Here is a 14,174-nt window from a genome sequence, read left to right on the forward strand (position 1 = left end):
CCGCCTGTTACAATGCTAATTATAGGAGGAGTCGAAAGTTTAGAGGCTATGGAAAGTACAGCACGAAGAGAACCGGAACCAGAATCCCCTTAGATGTCACAACCAGAGGCTCGGCATAGGAGTTAAGTGATAGCAAACAACTAACTATAAAATTCAAAAAACTATGCTGAAAAATATTTTTAGAGCCACTCAATAGAAGAATTTTCTAAAATTCCTGTTAGATTATTACCCTGCCAAAAAACAATCTCAACATCATCAACATGTACAGTCCGGCCAAACCATAATTCGAAAAGATAAATATAGGCTGTCATAAAATGACACTTATTTGCCTATCAAAGATATTTTAAGAAGTAAAATCTTAACGATCTAAAAAGCTTACATACCATGGTATTTTAAAGCTCAATACCGAATATCATATAAAAGAAAACCTGTACTACAGTGGAGCTACAGTAGTTCGAAATAACGGTTGATTATTCATCCATGGAATTTTTTCAGCAGCATGGCATTTCATACAGGCTGAACGACCATTAGAAAATCCCTGCCATGCCTTTTTGATATCTCTACTCTCAAATGAACCAAGCACATTACCGTATACCAAGTCCAAGAAAATAGCATCGGCATTGGCTTTGCGTGCAGGGCGCTTGAGATAGCCATTTTCAATAGCAGTTTTTATTTTTTTCCAGTGGTATATGGCAAGATCAAAATTCTCATCCTGTAAAGCCAAGAAAATGCTTTTGTATCGATATCCCACTTCCCACATTGAAGCAGAAAAACCACCAAGATAGTTTTGCAGCAAAATCAAGCGATCTTTCTCACTTTCTGCGTTTAACAACCAGTCTCGCTCATTACCAGTGTCGTAACTCTCAGAATATGCAAAATTTGTTACTGATAAACAAACTATCAGAGTCATCAGAAATTTATTCCCATTCAATATCTTCGTCATGAGCGATAACCAGTTAACCAGCGGTGTATGTCTGCTAAATACTTATAGCAGCTTGAAGCAGACAAGAACGCCAAATACTTTTTAATTAATTAAACAATTGTTGGTTTATGTAATTTTAACCCTCTGATCAAATTTATTGGGGGAACTCAACACTTCAATCAGATATAAGATTTGGCTATATAAGAAATTATAAATTAAAATTAGACTTATATTTATCCGCCATTATGATCTTATGAACTCCCTGAAGTAGACCTGCAAGATTGAACGAGATGCCGGTAAACCCGCAGGGAATAAGTGAATGGCCGGTGTCAAAATCGAGAAAATCACAATGAGTGAAATTATTTGGCCTCAGGGCTTTGTTCCAGGATTTACCGATAACTATTGCTCTAATGAGCTAATTGTCGCCGGATTATCTACTACGGATATATGGCCATTACTCAACACCCCATCGCTATGGCCCCGCTACTATGCGAACTCTGCCAATATCCAATTCCAGGATGGGCTGGGGCCTGAATTGAGAGAGGGTACGCGGTTTTCATTTGAAACTTTCGGCTTTCCGGTTGAAGCGCGCTGTGTAGAGTACCTTGCCCCGGTCAAAGGGCAGCCCGCGCGAGTAGCTTGGCATGGATGGGCTGGTGAAGGAGATGCTCGTCTAGATGTTCACCACGCCTGGTTAATAGAAGATCTATCCGGCGACCGAGTACGTATCCTCACCCAGGAAACACAAAATGGTTTACCAGCCATTGAATTAGCGAAAACACGACCTAACCCTATGATTAATGGCCACCAAGATTGGCTAGAGGGCCTGAGAACAGAGGCACTTAAGATTAAGGGAAGAAAATAATGAAAGCACTGACACTAAAAGCACCTGGTGGACTGAATCACATATCTTTAAGCGATATGCAAGACCCAGGGGAGCCAGGCCCAAATCAAATTCGAGTTGCTATTGGCGCATCTTCACTTAACTACCATGACTTGCTTGTCGCCAACGGCAGTATACCCACGGAAGACGGCCGCATCCTGATGTCAGATGGCGCCGGCACAGTGGAAGCTGTTGGAGAAGGTGTGAGTGAATTTAAAGTTGGCGATTCTGTAGTTTCCTGTTTCTTTCCCCAGTGGCAAGCAGGGCCTGCATGCCACAACGTCTGGGGCTTCGGCAATACGCCGGGCGATGGTATTGATGGAATGGCTGCTCAGTATGTTGTTCGTAGCGCCAACGCATTTACCCTCGCACCTACAGGCTGGAGCCATGCAGAGTCCGCCACGATCACTACAGCCGGCCTCACTGCCTGGCGAGCCCTGGTGAGTGACGGCAAAGTGAAGCCAGGTGACACCATATTAACCCTCGGCACCGGTGGCGTATCAATAGCAGTGATTCAAATTGCCAACATGCTAGGGGCTAAAGTGATCGTGACTTCGTCATCTGATGAGAAGCTGAAGCGGGCAAAAGCCTTGGGGGCGACTGAGGGTATCAACTATAGAACCCATGCCCAGTGGTCAGAAAAAGTATTGGAGTTAACCCATGGAAAAGGTGTCGACCATATTATTGAATTAGGCGGCCCTGCCACCTTGGAACAATCGATTCAATCAGTCAGGGTCGGTGGGCATATTTCACTGATTGGTGTTTTGACTGGGAGGCAGGGTGAAATTCCAACCGCCCTGCTGATGGGTAAACAAGCCCGTTTACAAGGGCTTGTTGTGGGAAATCGCTGTGAGCAACAAGACTATGTGGCCGCATTGGAAGCCAATAATATCCATCCGGTAATTGATAAAACCCTCCCCTTTACTGATCTGGCAAAGGCCTTCGAGCACCAGGCCAAAGGGTCACACTTTGGAAAAATCTGTGTAGAGTGGTAATTACTTTTAAAAAAATTTTTACCTCCCGCAACAGGATTTTAAAACCCTGATGCGGGGATAAGCTAAAAACTCTCCACTAAATTTAAATAGAGAATTACTGACTTCACTTAACAAGGGGATAGATAACTATCCGAGTATCTATTAATTATGAGAATAAGCCAGGAAATGATTACGTCAGCTTCTCGGAAGATATTGTGTAGCTAAGACCCAGTAGAAATAAAAAGTTTCCTTTCGCTACGTTTTAAGCTGCTCTTACACATAACGGCGGAAACAGGAAATCCAGTGATCGCAGATCTAGTGGGTTATTTATTTTCCCAAATGCACAAAGAAATTTCTGTTTAACCATGATTTCTGCTGAAGTAGGAGGGAGATACCCCAAATTGGGCATAAAACGCACGACGAAAGCTATCATAACTAGCGAATCCGACGCGCAAAGCAACCTGTTCCAGGCTGAGACTTTCACAAGTAATAAGGTCCCTCGCGCGATTTAGACGTATCTGATTTAGATATTGGCTTGGTGTGCTCTGCAAATGGCGTTTAAATAAGCGAGTAAGCTGGCGCTCACTGATTGATATTCTCTCCGCCATGTCCGGAACACTGATAGATTTCTGGTAGTTCTCAGCCAACCACTCCAATAATGGGTTGAGACGCATACTATCGCCAGACTGTACCTGAAGCAGGTCTGAGTACTGGGCTTGACCTCCTCGACGCTGCAGATATATGACAAGCTCCTTCGCCACACTCGCTGCAATCGTATTACCATGATCCCGACGAATAATCTCCAAGGCCAAATCGACACCGGACAAAACACCAGCGGAGGACCAAATCACTCCACTTTCAATAAACAATGGATCTTGTTCTACCTGGTAATTAATGGCCTGCCGAGCCAGTTGCTGGCAATGACGCCAGTGTGTAGTAACTCTGTGGCTCTGCTCGGGGAAGATCTTAGCCAAAACAAAGGCACCGGTGCAAATACTCACAACCCTACTGGCACTATTTGCAATTAACCTTAGCGCATTGAGCTGTTTGGAGCTCAGCTCTAGTTGCCGCATGCCAATTCCACCACAGATAACCAAGTAGTCCAACTGAGGTAACTGATAAATATCGCCGTCTACAGTTAGAGACTGACCATAAGCGGTTTTGACATGGCCGGCCTCAAGGCCAATCAGGCTACAAATATAAGCCTCACTTACAAAGCTATTTACCTCCATAAATGCATCCAGGGGACCAAAAAGGTCTAAAGCTTGGAACCCATTAGCAATAAAAAAACCTATTCTCTTAGCCATAATGCCTCCTCCGTGACTGCATTTTAAACCCTCATCCAAGTCGGAAAAGACACAAATACGGCCTAAACAGACATTTAATACTCCTAACTCATAAAGATCGTAAAACCTTAATATCAAATACTTCACTGGCTTTGATGGTGGCTTTCATGACGATGTGGTCTTAAGGAGAGATGAAAGTCTACTGCTTTTAGGCAGTTCGATTATTTACTGCCGTTAATGAAATAGATTATTTCACCTAAGAATTTTAAAGTTGAATGTAAAAGCCTTACGAGAAAGTAAATAATCTGAATCTCAACCTGAGAGCGATACTTGTTTTATTGGCTTCACTTGGATTATGCCAAAGATGATACATCAACAAACGAGCTCTATTAAATTCCAACTTGAAACGCACCTGAAATTTCCTCTAGCCACATAAATAGATTAAGTTTCACCTGAGTCATGCTTCAATCACTTCGTCGTCTAAATAGATAGGCATCTAGAGCCATGTACTATAGATATTTCCTACCTTACGCTATACTCGGGCTTATTCGTCGAGATGTACCACTTTTTCTCAAACTGTAGCCAAACGAGTATGAGCCTTTCTTCTATTGCTATAGCCCTGCTTGCAACCAGTGCAACCCCAGATACCTGCACCGATGGTTTAGCGCTCGCTAGAGGCGTAGCTGCTATTACTTATGAATACCCTTGGCAAAGCGCCAATAAGAAAGACTATCTGGTGCGTAACTATCCACGTATGTATTTGATAGTCCTAAAAAAGCTCGACAAGAAATTGAAAGAAGGGGGTTCCCCCACTGCTACAGTCAATAAACAAAATTGCCAAGTAATTAACGTTTATCTCGCCCGCTAACTCATTAATCTGATCCCAGCCTCCCCAATCACTGTTCTGGGGAGGCCTATTTAAATATTCTTATCCTTGCTTACTGTACACCAAGGTATTATTGGTCTCATCACACTCTTCGACTATTTCCTTATAGTCGGCTGTGACTTCTAGATGCGCATCTGGATCAAACACCCAATAGCCCAAAGTAAAAACCAGTGTCACAGTTGCTCCCGGAGCAATAACCGGCGTAGCCTGAACATCATTTGCCAGAGTATCTGGGTCTATCAGTCGGGCAAAACTGGCTATAGAAGCCGATGCGCCGACATTGGTGATATCCACGGTTATCACCGACTGGCCCGATCCGCCATCCCAAACTGGATCATATATTTTACTCACCACTAAGTCCGGCTTGTCGCAAACACACAAGCACATATAATGATCATCCTCTTTCACTCCATAAGGCGTACCGACATAACAGTTGGCTTTATCATCAAATTGATTTCCATAGAGCCAATGGGAAAGCGGATCATTAATCGGCTTTTCAATAATTTCCGGATCTCGCGTAATTTTACAAACGTTAGTGCGCTCAAATTCCTCAGTCATATCCTTAGTCATTTCTGATTCTGGCACACCTCCCACCCAGATCGAACAGGTTCTACGACAGGTCAAAGGACCTTGACCCTGCCAAAAATTGGGATACCAACCCGCCTCGTAGTTCTGCATACTCAGATCCTGGATTGGATCTGCATAACTAACAGTTACCAAGGACCAAGTTAATCCTAAAGCCAAAAGAGCTAATAAATGCCTCAACATATCATCCTCCCTAAGAAATATTAATATCAAAAAATATGCTCAATCAATAACTGGTAAGAGTTTCAGGATTACTTGATGAGCAAACCGATTTTAAGAAGGCATTTATAAATTTCTATGTACTATCGAAAAATAATGGCGTAGTTTCAATTCATGTATAAGCACTGTAAGGATATATTTCTAGTGAAATAGCTCCTGATAGCCTGCTTATAATTCAAAAACAAATAATTTAAAGATATTTACCTCGATCGAAATAAGCGGTACAACTCTTTAAACGAGCCAAAAACAGTTACTGGCGCTAAACTACTCACATACAGACTCACTTCAACTAACCCTACCCACCCAACAAAAATACTTCTAGGGGAAAAGAATAGAAAACAACGTATTATAAAAGTACAACCTAAATTAATCTTATTTGTTGATTTTTTTATATACTAATTTCAGAAGCATCAAATTTTAGAGCAAAATATAACCCCAAACTCAGGCGAATTGATGATTCCCTTAGCAACAGTCACTCCAAAGCAATCACAGAAAGTACTGCATTAGATTTTCCCAGGATTACTATTTTCTTATAAGTGTATTCTGTTTTTTATATCATCGTTCTATGATAAAGGAGCGTTAACGTTGAAAGCCAATTCGTTATTTTCAATATTTAAAGTTCAGCAAGAGTATATAGGGCTGTCAGGGTTGCACCAAATATCAACAATACAGGGTACAAAATACCCAATGCCCAATATTTCATCAGAGTTATAATCCAACCCTGCTGGTAAATCCGTTTTTGCATAAGCAGAAGGTAAATAGGTATCCATAAGATAAGTGCTACCAGGGTCCAATTACATAAAGTATCAATCAAACTGTAGTTAGTTAGCCAATCTTGAAGATCTCCCAGTAAAGTCACCAGCAACAATACAAAACAAATAAAGGCATGACTATGAAGAGCGACTATCAGATGCTCCATATAGAGGCGGCGCTTAAAGAGATAAATTACCCAAAGCATTAGTGCAAAGAGTGGCACCAAAATAAGTAACGTAGAGGGAAGAGAACCCAGAAACGCCTTTTTAAAGCGATTTGGGTCATCGGAGACTCGTGCAATATTATCTTGTGCCCTGGCAACCTCTTTATCAAGCCAATTCGTGAACCCCTCCGGTAAACCATCAATTTCTAAAAAATCCCGGTCTACTTCGGTAATTGCCTGTTTTAAGCCCGAGGTAACCTCAGCTTTCGTTAATTTCTCCGGCTCACTTGTTCCACTTTCAATAGTGGCTGCCTCATCCTGCAACGCCTCAGTATCATCCGTCAAATTTAGTTGAACTTTATTCAGCTCAGCTAAAAGTTCTGGATTATTAGCATTAGCTAACTTTGCCTGCTCCACTGTATCCAGGGCGTCGTTTACTTTTTTCAGCAATATTAACTGCCTCTTTCGAGCTACTACTATCAGCACCGAAGTTGATACTCCAGTCGCTACTCATACGCACTACAAAGAATGTAGTTACGCACAAAAAAATAAACAGACGTACAGGACTGACATAACGTACCCTGCGACCTGCAAAGTATTCAGTGGTTAGAAAGCCAGGCTTAAAAAGAAGTGATGGCAGGGTTTTCCAGATACGGGAGTCTAATGCTAGCAGGGTGTCAAAAAGGTCTCCTATTATAGAAGAAAAGTGCCGAACCATCCCCTTAATAGGTTGGCCACAGGAGTAGCAGTGTGGCCCCAGTAATTCAGTCTGGCAGTTGGCGCAACGAATCTGCTTCACCGAGTTCGTTTCTGTTACCCCAGAGGTACTCATTTACATCTCCCCTTTTATTTTCTTACCAGAGCGCGGATAGTATTACAAAATTCATTGTTGCTGGTTAACTAGCCACTGGATATTAATCACACTGGATTCAACAAAACACTGGACCACCAGCTGTGCCAATTTCATCGGTCCCAAATAGAAAAACGCGCCTTATAATAGACGCGTTTTTCTACTGTCTCAGTAATCGTTTTGTGCGGCAATAAGAGTCAATTTTCCTGTAAAAAGCGCGCGATAGTGCGTAAGCCGTGGCCCTTGGCACCAGTGGCCCAAAGATCGTTAGCTGCTGGCTGGTAGGAACCGGATAAATCCATATGAACCCAGTTGCGGCCTTCATTGGGCACAAAGCGAGCCAGGAAAGCCGCTGCGGTGGAGGCGCCTGGACTGCCATCAATACCGATATTGGATATATCCGCAAAGCTGGAGGGAGTCTGCTCCAGATGGAAATTTTCTAAAGGTAACCGCCAGGCTTTTTCGTTTTCCTGAGCTGCAGCATCCAGGACTTTTCGGGCCATTTCATCCTCAAAACTGAATACGGAATTAAAATCACGCCCCACAGCCATTTTCGCAGCACCCGTCAGGGTAGCAGCATCTAGCAGCCAGCGCGGTTGCTCCTCAGAGGCCGCGATTAGTCCATCGGCGAGTACCAGACGCCCTTCGGCATCGGTATTCAGTACTTCCACAGTGACATCATTTTTGTATTTAATGATATCGCCCAGCTTGAAAGCATGACCGGATACCAGATTTTCAGCACAGCATAAGTACATCTTCACCCGCTTGTTCAAACCGCGAGCAATAGCCAGAGCGAGGCCACCAGTGACCATGGCGGCACCACCCATATCAGACTTCATGGTGGCCATGTTACTTGACGGTTTAATACTGTAGCCACCGGAGTCGAAAGTAATGCCTTTGCCCACCAAACAGGTATCTACCGGCGCAGTATCCTCTCCGGTTGGGTTGTAGTCCACCTGAAGCATCACCGGTTCACGCACACTACCACGGCCCACGTTATGGATACCCACAAAGCCCTCGCGCAGCAGATCATCTCCCGCAACAATCCGGTAGCTTAAGGCCTGAGGGGCGAGTTTTTGCAACATTTCAGCAGCACTTTCTGCCAGTACACGGGGAGAGACATCATCCGGTGTGCCGTTTGTAATCTCGCGTACCCAACGTGCGGCACTTTCGCGGGCAGCCAGTTCTTTTATCTCTTCGTCATCCTCTGAGCCCCAATGGATAGTCTTGGTTACCTTGGGATTGAAATAACCAGCCCAAAAGGCCCAGCGGCTTTCGATATCCCAGCCGTCGCCACTCAGGGCAACTTCGGTTACTCCCATGCCATCCAGCCGGCGAGCTGCACGTTGTGCAGCTACCAAAGAGGCACCATTGCTTGCGCCAATATGGATAAAAGCATCGCCACCAGTAAAACTCAAAAGCGCAGAATCGCCCCACGGATCACCTGCCTTACCTTCAACCAGCTGAACGCGCATAGCTTTTGTCATACAACACCTTTCTTGAAACCTTTATGCCAATTTTTTGCAGTTCTTTTTACATTCTAACAGTACGTCAAAAATACTCGACGACTACGCCACTATCCCAACGATAAATTTCTCAAAGAGTATTACTACCGTCTTCTTCTCTCCACACAATATTAAATAGGCCTAATAAAGCAACCGAGCTTTATCTCGCCATGGAATCCACTCTAGTGTAAAAAGCTGGGAATTTGTCACGCCCTGCTCCAATTGCTCTATCAACAACACAGTTACCAACTGGTAGCACAAATGCTAAATAGCCTTCACAAGGAAAATATCCACAACTGGATGCTGTTTATTTGCTACTCACCAAGCACACAGCCAGTGGAAAGTTTTGAGTAACGCAGAAACCACAAACTGATCGATCTGACAGAAGAGATCACCAGTGCTTTAAAGCCTTATTCCACAGATATAGGCAGCGGGCAAATCCATTGTAAGCTTTGTTGAGTCCCCAACGCACTCCTGGAACCTTGGACACTTTTGCTTTCCAATGCTCGCCAGGGGAGTTCTCCCAAATTGTAATAAACGCCTCGAAACCAACCTGTAGCCTCCCTTGTGTATCAATCACGTGCAAACGCTCACGCACAGACTCTAGGTCCACATTGAGCTCTTCTGCCTTGGCATTATCCAGATGTACATCTTCCCAGGCTACTTCACAGGTACTCAGCTTTTTCTTTTGAGCACTAATACCCGCATTGCACACTGGGCAGGCGGAATTATAGAAAACACGAATCTTGGCGGTCATGAGGAAAGAAATCGGTCAATTTACCTGGGTTTCTCGATATCATCGTGATTTACCAGCTCCCAGGGCAGCCCTTTATTGCGGTAAATCCTCTTACTTTTATTGGGGTAGTCGGCCACATCATGATCCAGGCGCTGGCCCACTACAATACAGCGCAAGGTCTCAGTGCCGGTATTTTTCATTGCATGTGGCAGTCCACCAGCCGGATAACCAATAAAATCCCCTTCCGATACCCCGTATACCTTCTCACCAATTTGAACTTGCGCCTGACCTTGCAGGATGTAAACACACTCATCCTCGAATTGATGGCAGTGAAATTCCGTAGACTCATAACCCGGTTCTATTTCAATAACATGAAATCCAAAACCGGTAATTCCGGTCATATCTCCGAGAGATTTATTGCGGCGCACGGCATTTGGATTGAGGAAGTGCACCTTCTTTTCGCCTTCCATTTCCAGAATTTCTTCATTCTTAAGAATATTTTTACTCATGCTTTTCCTTAACCTATCCAATCTTTTACTGGTGACCTAAAAATTGTGCTCTCCCTACCAAATTTAAAAGGTCGCTACTAGGACTGCCCCTGTATCTCCACTGCCTGGGTTAATTCTTTCATTTTCCGCGCACTGCCTTCCTCTCCCATACGCCGGTAATAATTTACCAGGGCCAAACCGAGCTTGGGTATTAATGGGTGCTGTACCCCCTGTGAAATTAGTCTCTGAAGCAGCTCCTCCAACCACGGCCAGTTTTTAGCTTCCGCAGCGCGGCGTGCCATTAACAGGCACGCTTTAGAGCTCAATGCGTGAGGTTGTTGAGTAGCCTGCAAATAGCTGCGATATCCATCTGCCAGGACATAAGTATCAATCCGCGAATTGGCCGCCTGGGAAAATAGTGCCAGGTTGGCGCGGTGGTAGGCCTCACTATCCGGGGAAACAGCGGTCAGTTCTATATAGCGCAGGATGAGCGGCAAAAAATCCGGGTACTGCCGCACCGCAGCGGCCGCAGCGTCGGCGGCCTCCAACAATTTGCCCTCCTCCTGAAAGCGATCGATACGAGTGAGAGCACTTTTTTGTGGCGACGGCAGTTCTTCCTCTTCTTCTGGCATTACCTGGACTGGCGGACGCCAGTAAATCAACATTAGCGCCAAGGCAAAACCAGCCAAAAGGCCACCGGTATGAGCCCAGTAAGCAATACCGGCATCTCCGTAGAGATAGCCGAAAATTTCCTTGCCGAGCCACAAGGGCAATACCATTAGTGCCGGGGCACTGAATTCGCCAAACATAAAGCCAACAGTGTAGAAAAAACGCAGGCGCCGCACTCCGTAGATAGCGACAAACATTCCCATAATCGCCGACACGGCTCCAGAAGCACCGACCATTGGCACATAGCTACCAGCCTCCACCAGCATATGTAAGCCAGCAGCGGCCAGGCCCCCAAGCAAATAGAGTGTGATAAACCAGAGCCCGCCAAGCGCCAGCTCTACCGACAAACCAAATAGCAGCAGGAAAATCATATTGCCGATAAGATGATCCCAACTTCCGTGCAGGAACATATGCCCAAACATGCCTCCAATACTCGGCTCCGCCGGTGTTAGGCCCAAGGCCATACTGCTGATACGATCACGTAACCCGGCAAAGTGCTCGCGCTGCTGCAGCCACAGGGTTTGCCCTTCCAGCTCTAATTTAGGTAACAGCCAGTGGTGAAACTCCGGATTCCACAGCAGCTCCCGGTAGACAAACTCCTCGCCTTCCGCATCCATCTGTAGGCGCCATTCGGGATGCATTTCATCGACATACATCAGAAAACGCTGCTCCTCCAGATCCGGAAGATCACTGGCAAAATAGTAATCTTCAGCCTCCAGCCAACGAGCTTCATCACCGCCTTGGTAAAACATAAATACCAGTAAATTTGCGAGTATCAACGCAAAGCACATCAACGGCGGGCGGCGCCAGTCCGGCTTATTCTCGATAGGGATGATCAGCACGGGCGTTTCCTTGTTACTATTGCTCGAGCGCCCGGTAGCAAAACGCAGCAATACAAAGTGAATTGGACGGGGCCGATTGTCACATCGGCCGCAGGGAAAATACTACGCATATTCGCCGAGGCTGAATACCCGCCGCGGTGCTATTGGCCTATTTCCGAGCCGCTCGGCCAATAATGGCCGGTACATCCCAGCTGCGCAGGTGTAGGTCCCGCTGTGGGAAAGGCACCTCGATCCCCTTCTCGCGAAACTCTCTCAACAACTCCAGGTTATAAAGCGCGTATGAGTCCCCCAAAGAAGTGACCATATTGCTGTTTACCCACACGACCAGCTTGAAGTTCAGCGAGTTATCACCGAACTCCATCAACCAAACCTCGGTTTTGCGTTTCCAGTCGGTGTGGGTGATATTGACCCGGTCAGCAGCCTCCAGCGCTGCTTCACGTACCAGGTCTGGATCTGAGGAATAAGAAACACCAAAAGGCACATGGATACGTCGCACCGGATCATCCAGGGTATGGTTGATTACACGACCGGCAACAAATTCGGTGTTAGGCACCAGGATATCCACATTGTCCCGAGTGGTAATACGGGTAGAACGCACGTTGATGTCGCGAATCCGACCAAAGACACCAGACTCCAGCTCCACCAAATCTCCCACCTTCAAGGGCCGTTCGAACAACAAAATAAGCCCGGAAATAAAATTGGAGAAAATGGCTTGCAACCCAAAACCAATACCTACGGAGAGCGCACCAGCCACCAGCGCTAGCTTGGATGTATCCAGCCCAAGCATACTCAATACAATAACAAGGGCGACTGCAACAAAGGTGTAGTGCAACACCCTGCTCAGGTTATACATGGAGGATTCGCTGGCATGCTCCCTGCGCACCAGGCGGCGCAAGAAAGCCCTGGTCAACACCGACAGGAGCCAGGCACACACCAAGACAAATATCATCTTGGCAATCAGACGCAGGGTAATCGGGTTTTGTGCGATGGTAAATAACTGGTAATCAGCCAAAGTGCGCCAGCGCTTGTATACCTGGCGGGCAGCCAGAGAGACACGCTCACGCACTGTGGCCCACCAACCCTGGCGCTCGCGGTAAACTTCCAGCTGTGCTTTTTCATAGCGCTGGATATCCTGCTCCAGGTCGTTGGCCCGAGCCAAACCACTGCCGATCCGTTCAAAATAATTCCACCAGCGACTGAGGTCCTCGCTCTCATCTTCGCCCCGCCAGGCCACCACTTGGCGTTGACGGATAGCGAGTTCCCGCGACGTAGCATCAATCACTGTATTTGCATTCTCCAAGAGTTCCCTGCTGACAATTAACGGGCGCTCCTCTGCCGCCGGGTCCAGTACGGTGTTAATAGACTGCAGCAATTCGCTCTTGCGCTTGCCGAGGTGCTCCTCCAGCAGATCCACCTCGAGTTGCATCAGGGTGAGATCTTTTTTCATATTGGTATCGGGGTCGGTGGAGGGCTCGGTGGTACTCTGTATACTGGTACGGGTTGCGGCTATACGCTCAATTTTCTTATCTGTATCAGCAATAGCTTTTTCGAGTTCCTTGGCATCTTTTTCGCTGAATTGCAGATCGTCGAGCATGCGTCGCAGCTTGCTTTCAGCCAGTTCAATTTTCTCCTGCCAAGTACCGAGGAAATCATTCACTGTCGCCAGCTGCTCAATAATATTGAGGTGATTAATCTGGGCCAGCAGCAGTGCTTGCGCCGCTTCATCTTCCTCCTTGCCTTTGGCATCGCGCAGTACAATCACCTGCCTGCGCAACTGCGACAGGGACTGGGAGCGGGTATCCCGCAGCTGCCGCGCCTCCAGCTGTACCCCACTCAAACGTCGCCGCCCACGACTGATTGCCGAGTCCGCTCTGGCCCAGTCGAGTACTGTCGGATTTTCCGGGAATTTCACCTCCGGCATCAGTTCTACTTTTAAATATTCCTGACGCTTCTTCCAGGTTATCTCTATCCCATCCAGGCTCTGGGAAATTTTCTTCGCGCCTTTTTGTAGTGCTTCGTCGTCTTCCGGTAACTCTCCTTCCCACTCAGACCAAGCAGTTTGCAATGCGTCCAACCACTCGCGTCGCTGCTCCGGTGAGGCATTGCTCCATCCCGTCCACCAATCCGCGGAAGGTTCAGCAAAGTCGGGAATTTCCGGTTTAAATTCCTTCGGCTTCGATCCAGGCAGTTGTGCACTTGCGGGCAGAGAGAATAGCGCGACAACAATGAGGAGAGTAAAGAGAGAAAGCAGGCGAAGCAGCGGGCATTCAGTGGAATTCTTTCGAAGGAGGGAGAAACCGCCAGCGCCCGCCATAGATTACATCTGTCCGTGGAGAAACAATCGCGAGGAAGAAAATATGCCCCCTCGAGGGCATATATTTCAGTGTAGTCGAGAGCGACCAGACTCCAGGGA

13 protein-coding genes are annotated in these 14,174 nt (G+C 46.4%); 3 read left to right on the forward strand and 10 right to left on the reverse strand.

The features are described 5' to 3' along the window. Positions 1 to 433 precede the first annotated feature (433 nt). Complete coding sequence (locus P3339_RS21085; protein ID WP_282951787.1) at positions 434 to 910, reverse strand: hypothetical protein; 477 nt, start codon at positions 908 to 910, stop codon at positions 434 to 436. A gap of 331 nt (positions 911 to 1,241) precedes the next feature. Here P3339_RS21085 and P3339_RS21090 point away from each other — a divergent pair, with 331 nt between their 5' ends. Both P3339_RS21090 and P3339_RS21095 read left to right on the forward strand, forming a co-directional pair. Continuing rightward, positions 1,242 to 1,787 carry an SRPBCC family protein gene (locus P3339_RS21090; RefSeq protein WP_282951788.1) on the forward strand — a complete coding sequence of 182 codons (546 nt, stop codon included), beginning with the start codon at positions 1,242 to 1,244 and terminating at the stop codon, positions 1,785 to 1,787. Next, the gene (locus P3339_RS21095; protein ID WP_282951789.1) at positions 1,787 to 2,800 is read left to right on the forward strand and encodes a zinc-dependent alcohol dehydrogenase family protein; all 1,014 of its coding nucleotides are present in this window, start codon (positions 1,787 to 1,789) and stop codon (positions 2,798 to 2,800) included. Before P3339_RS21090 ends, P3339_RS21095 begins: the two co-directional genes overlap by 1 nt. 338 nt (positions 2,801 to 3,138) lie before the next feature. Here the strand turns inward: P3339_RS21095 and P3339_RS21100 are convergent, their stop codons facing one another. Then, a complete protein-coding gene (locus tag P3339_RS21100) occupies positions 3,139 to 4,086 on the reverse strand; it encodes a GlxA family transcriptional regulator (protein WP_282951790.1) in 948 nt (315 codons plus the stop codon). 571 nt (positions 4,087 to 4,657) lie between these two features. Here P3339_RS21100 and P3339_RS21105 point away from each other — a divergent pair. Then, positions 4,658 to 4,933, forward strand: a complete 276-nt coding sequence (locus P3339_RS21105; protein WP_282951791.1) for a hypothetical protein — start codon at positions 4,658 to 4,660, stop codon at positions 4,931 to 4,933. A gap of 60 nt (positions 4,934 to 4,993) precedes the next feature. On the opposite strand, the gene P3339_RS21110 is transcribed toward P3339_RS21105, so the two are convergent. The 8 genes from P3339_RS21110 to P3339_RS21145 form a co-directional block, all read right to left on the reverse strand. Continuing rightward, positions 4,994 to 5,719, reverse strand: coding sequence for a CARDB domain-containing protein (locus P3339_RS21110; RefSeq protein ID WP_282951792.1), 726 nt, complete (start codon positions 5,717 to 5,719; stop codon positions 4,994 to 4,996). A 649-nt stretch (positions 5,720 to 6,368) separates the two neighbouring features. Next, positions 6,369 to 7,121 (reverse strand): hypothetical protein, encoded by a 753-nt coding sequence (locus P3339_RS21115; protein ID WP_282951793.1) that lies wholly within the window; start codon positions 7,119 to 7,121, stop codon positions 6,369 to 6,371. Further along, positions 7,066 to 7,503 carry a DUF3667 domain-containing protein gene (locus P3339_RS21120; RefSeq protein WP_282951794.1) on the reverse strand — a complete coding sequence of 146 codons (438 nt, stop codon included), beginning with the start codon at positions 7,501 to 7,503 and terminating at the stop codon, positions 7,066 to 7,068. Before P3339_RS21120 ends, P3339_RS21115 begins: the two co-directional genes overlap by 56 nt. 215 nt (positions 7,504 to 7,718) lie before the next feature. Further along, complete coding sequence (gene pepB, locus P3339_RS21125; protein WP_282951795.1) at positions 7,719 to 9,008, reverse strand: aminopeptidase PepB; 1,290 nt, start codon at positions 9,006 to 9,008, stop codon at positions 7,719 to 7,721. Between the two features lie 409 nt (positions 9,009 to 9,417). Then, entirely contained in the window at positions 9,418 to 9,783 is a 366-nt protein-coding gene (locus P3339_RS21130) for a thiol-disulfide oxidoreductase DCC family protein (protein WP_282951796.1), read from the reverse strand. A gap of 20 nt (positions 9,784 to 9,803) precedes the next feature. Then, positions 9,804 to 10,271: a cupin domain-containing protein gene (locus tag P3339_RS21135; protein ID WP_282951797.1), complete on the reverse strand. Its 468-nt coding sequence runs from the start codon at positions 10,269 to 10,271 to the stop codon at positions 9,804 to 9,806. Positions 10,272 to 10,348: 77 nt separating this feature from the next. Further along, entirely contained in the window at positions 10,349 to 11,761 is a 1,413-nt protein-coding gene (locus P3339_RS21140) for a rhomboid family intramembrane serine protease (protein WP_282951798.1), read from the reverse strand. A 148-nt stretch (positions 11,762 to 11,909) separates the two neighbouring features. Next, on the reverse strand, positions 11,910 to 14,075 hold the full coding sequence (locus P3339_RS21145; protein ID WP_282951799.1) for a mechanosensitive ion channel domain-containing protein: 2,166 nt from the start codon (positions 14,073 to 14,075) through the stop codon (positions 11,910 to 11,912). Between the last annotated feature and the right edge of the window lie 99 nt (positions 14,076 to 14,174).

Origin of the sequence: Microbulbifer sp. MLAF003, assembly GCF_030012965.1 — a bacterium.
Taxonomy (GTDB): Bacteria; Pseudomonadota; Gammaproteobacteria; order Pseudomonadales; family Cellvibrionaceae; genus Microbulbifer; species Microbulbifer variabilis.

Excerpts from the sequence above, each read along its gene's own strand:
- P3339_RS21130 (WP_282951796.1), bottom strand. The coding sequence starts at position 9,783 with ATGACCGCCAAGATTCGTGTTTTCTATAATTCCGCCTGCCCAGTGTGC.
- P3339_RS21090 (WP_282951788.1), top strand. The coding sequence starts at position 1,242 with ATGGCCGGTGTCAAAATCGAGAAAATCACAATGAGTGAAATTATTTGG.
- P3339_RS21110 (WP_282951792.1), bottom strand. The coding sequence starts at position 5,719 with ATGTTGAGGCATTTATTAGCTCTTTTGGCTTTAGGATTAACTTGGTCC.
- P3339_RS21120 (WP_282951794.1), bottom strand. The coding sequence starts at position 7,503 with ATGAGTACCTCTGGGGTAACAGAAACGAACTCGGTGAAGCAGATTCGT.
- pepB (WP_282951795.1), bottom strand. The coding sequence starts at position 9,008 with ATGACAAAAGCTATGCGCGTTCAGCTGGTTGAAGGTAAGGCAGGTGAT.
- P3339_RS21085 (WP_282951787.1), bottom strand. The coding sequence starts at position 910 with ATGACTCTGATAGTTTGTTTATCAGTAACAAATTTTGCATATTCTGAG.
- P3339_RS21095 (WP_282951789.1), top strand. The coding sequence starts at position 1,787 with ATGAAAGCACTGACACTAAAAGCACCTGGTGGACTGAATCACATATCT.
- P3339_RS21100 (WP_282951790.1), bottom strand. The coding sequence starts at position 4,086 with ATGGCTAAGAGAATAGGTTTTTTTATTGCTAATGGGTTCCAAGCTTTA.
- P3339_RS21105 (WP_282951791.1), top strand. The coding sequence starts at position 4,658 with ATGAGCCTTTCTTCTATTGCTATAGCCCTGCTTGCAACCAGTGCAACC.
- P3339_RS21135 (WP_282951797.1), bottom strand. The coding sequence starts at position 10,271 with ATGAGTAAAAATATTCTTAAGAATGAAGAAATTCTGGAAATGGAAGGC.
- P3339_RS21145 (WP_282951799.1), bottom strand. The coding sequence starts at position 14,075 with ATGGCGGGCGCTGGCGGTTTCTCCCTCCTTCGAAAGAATTCCACTGAA.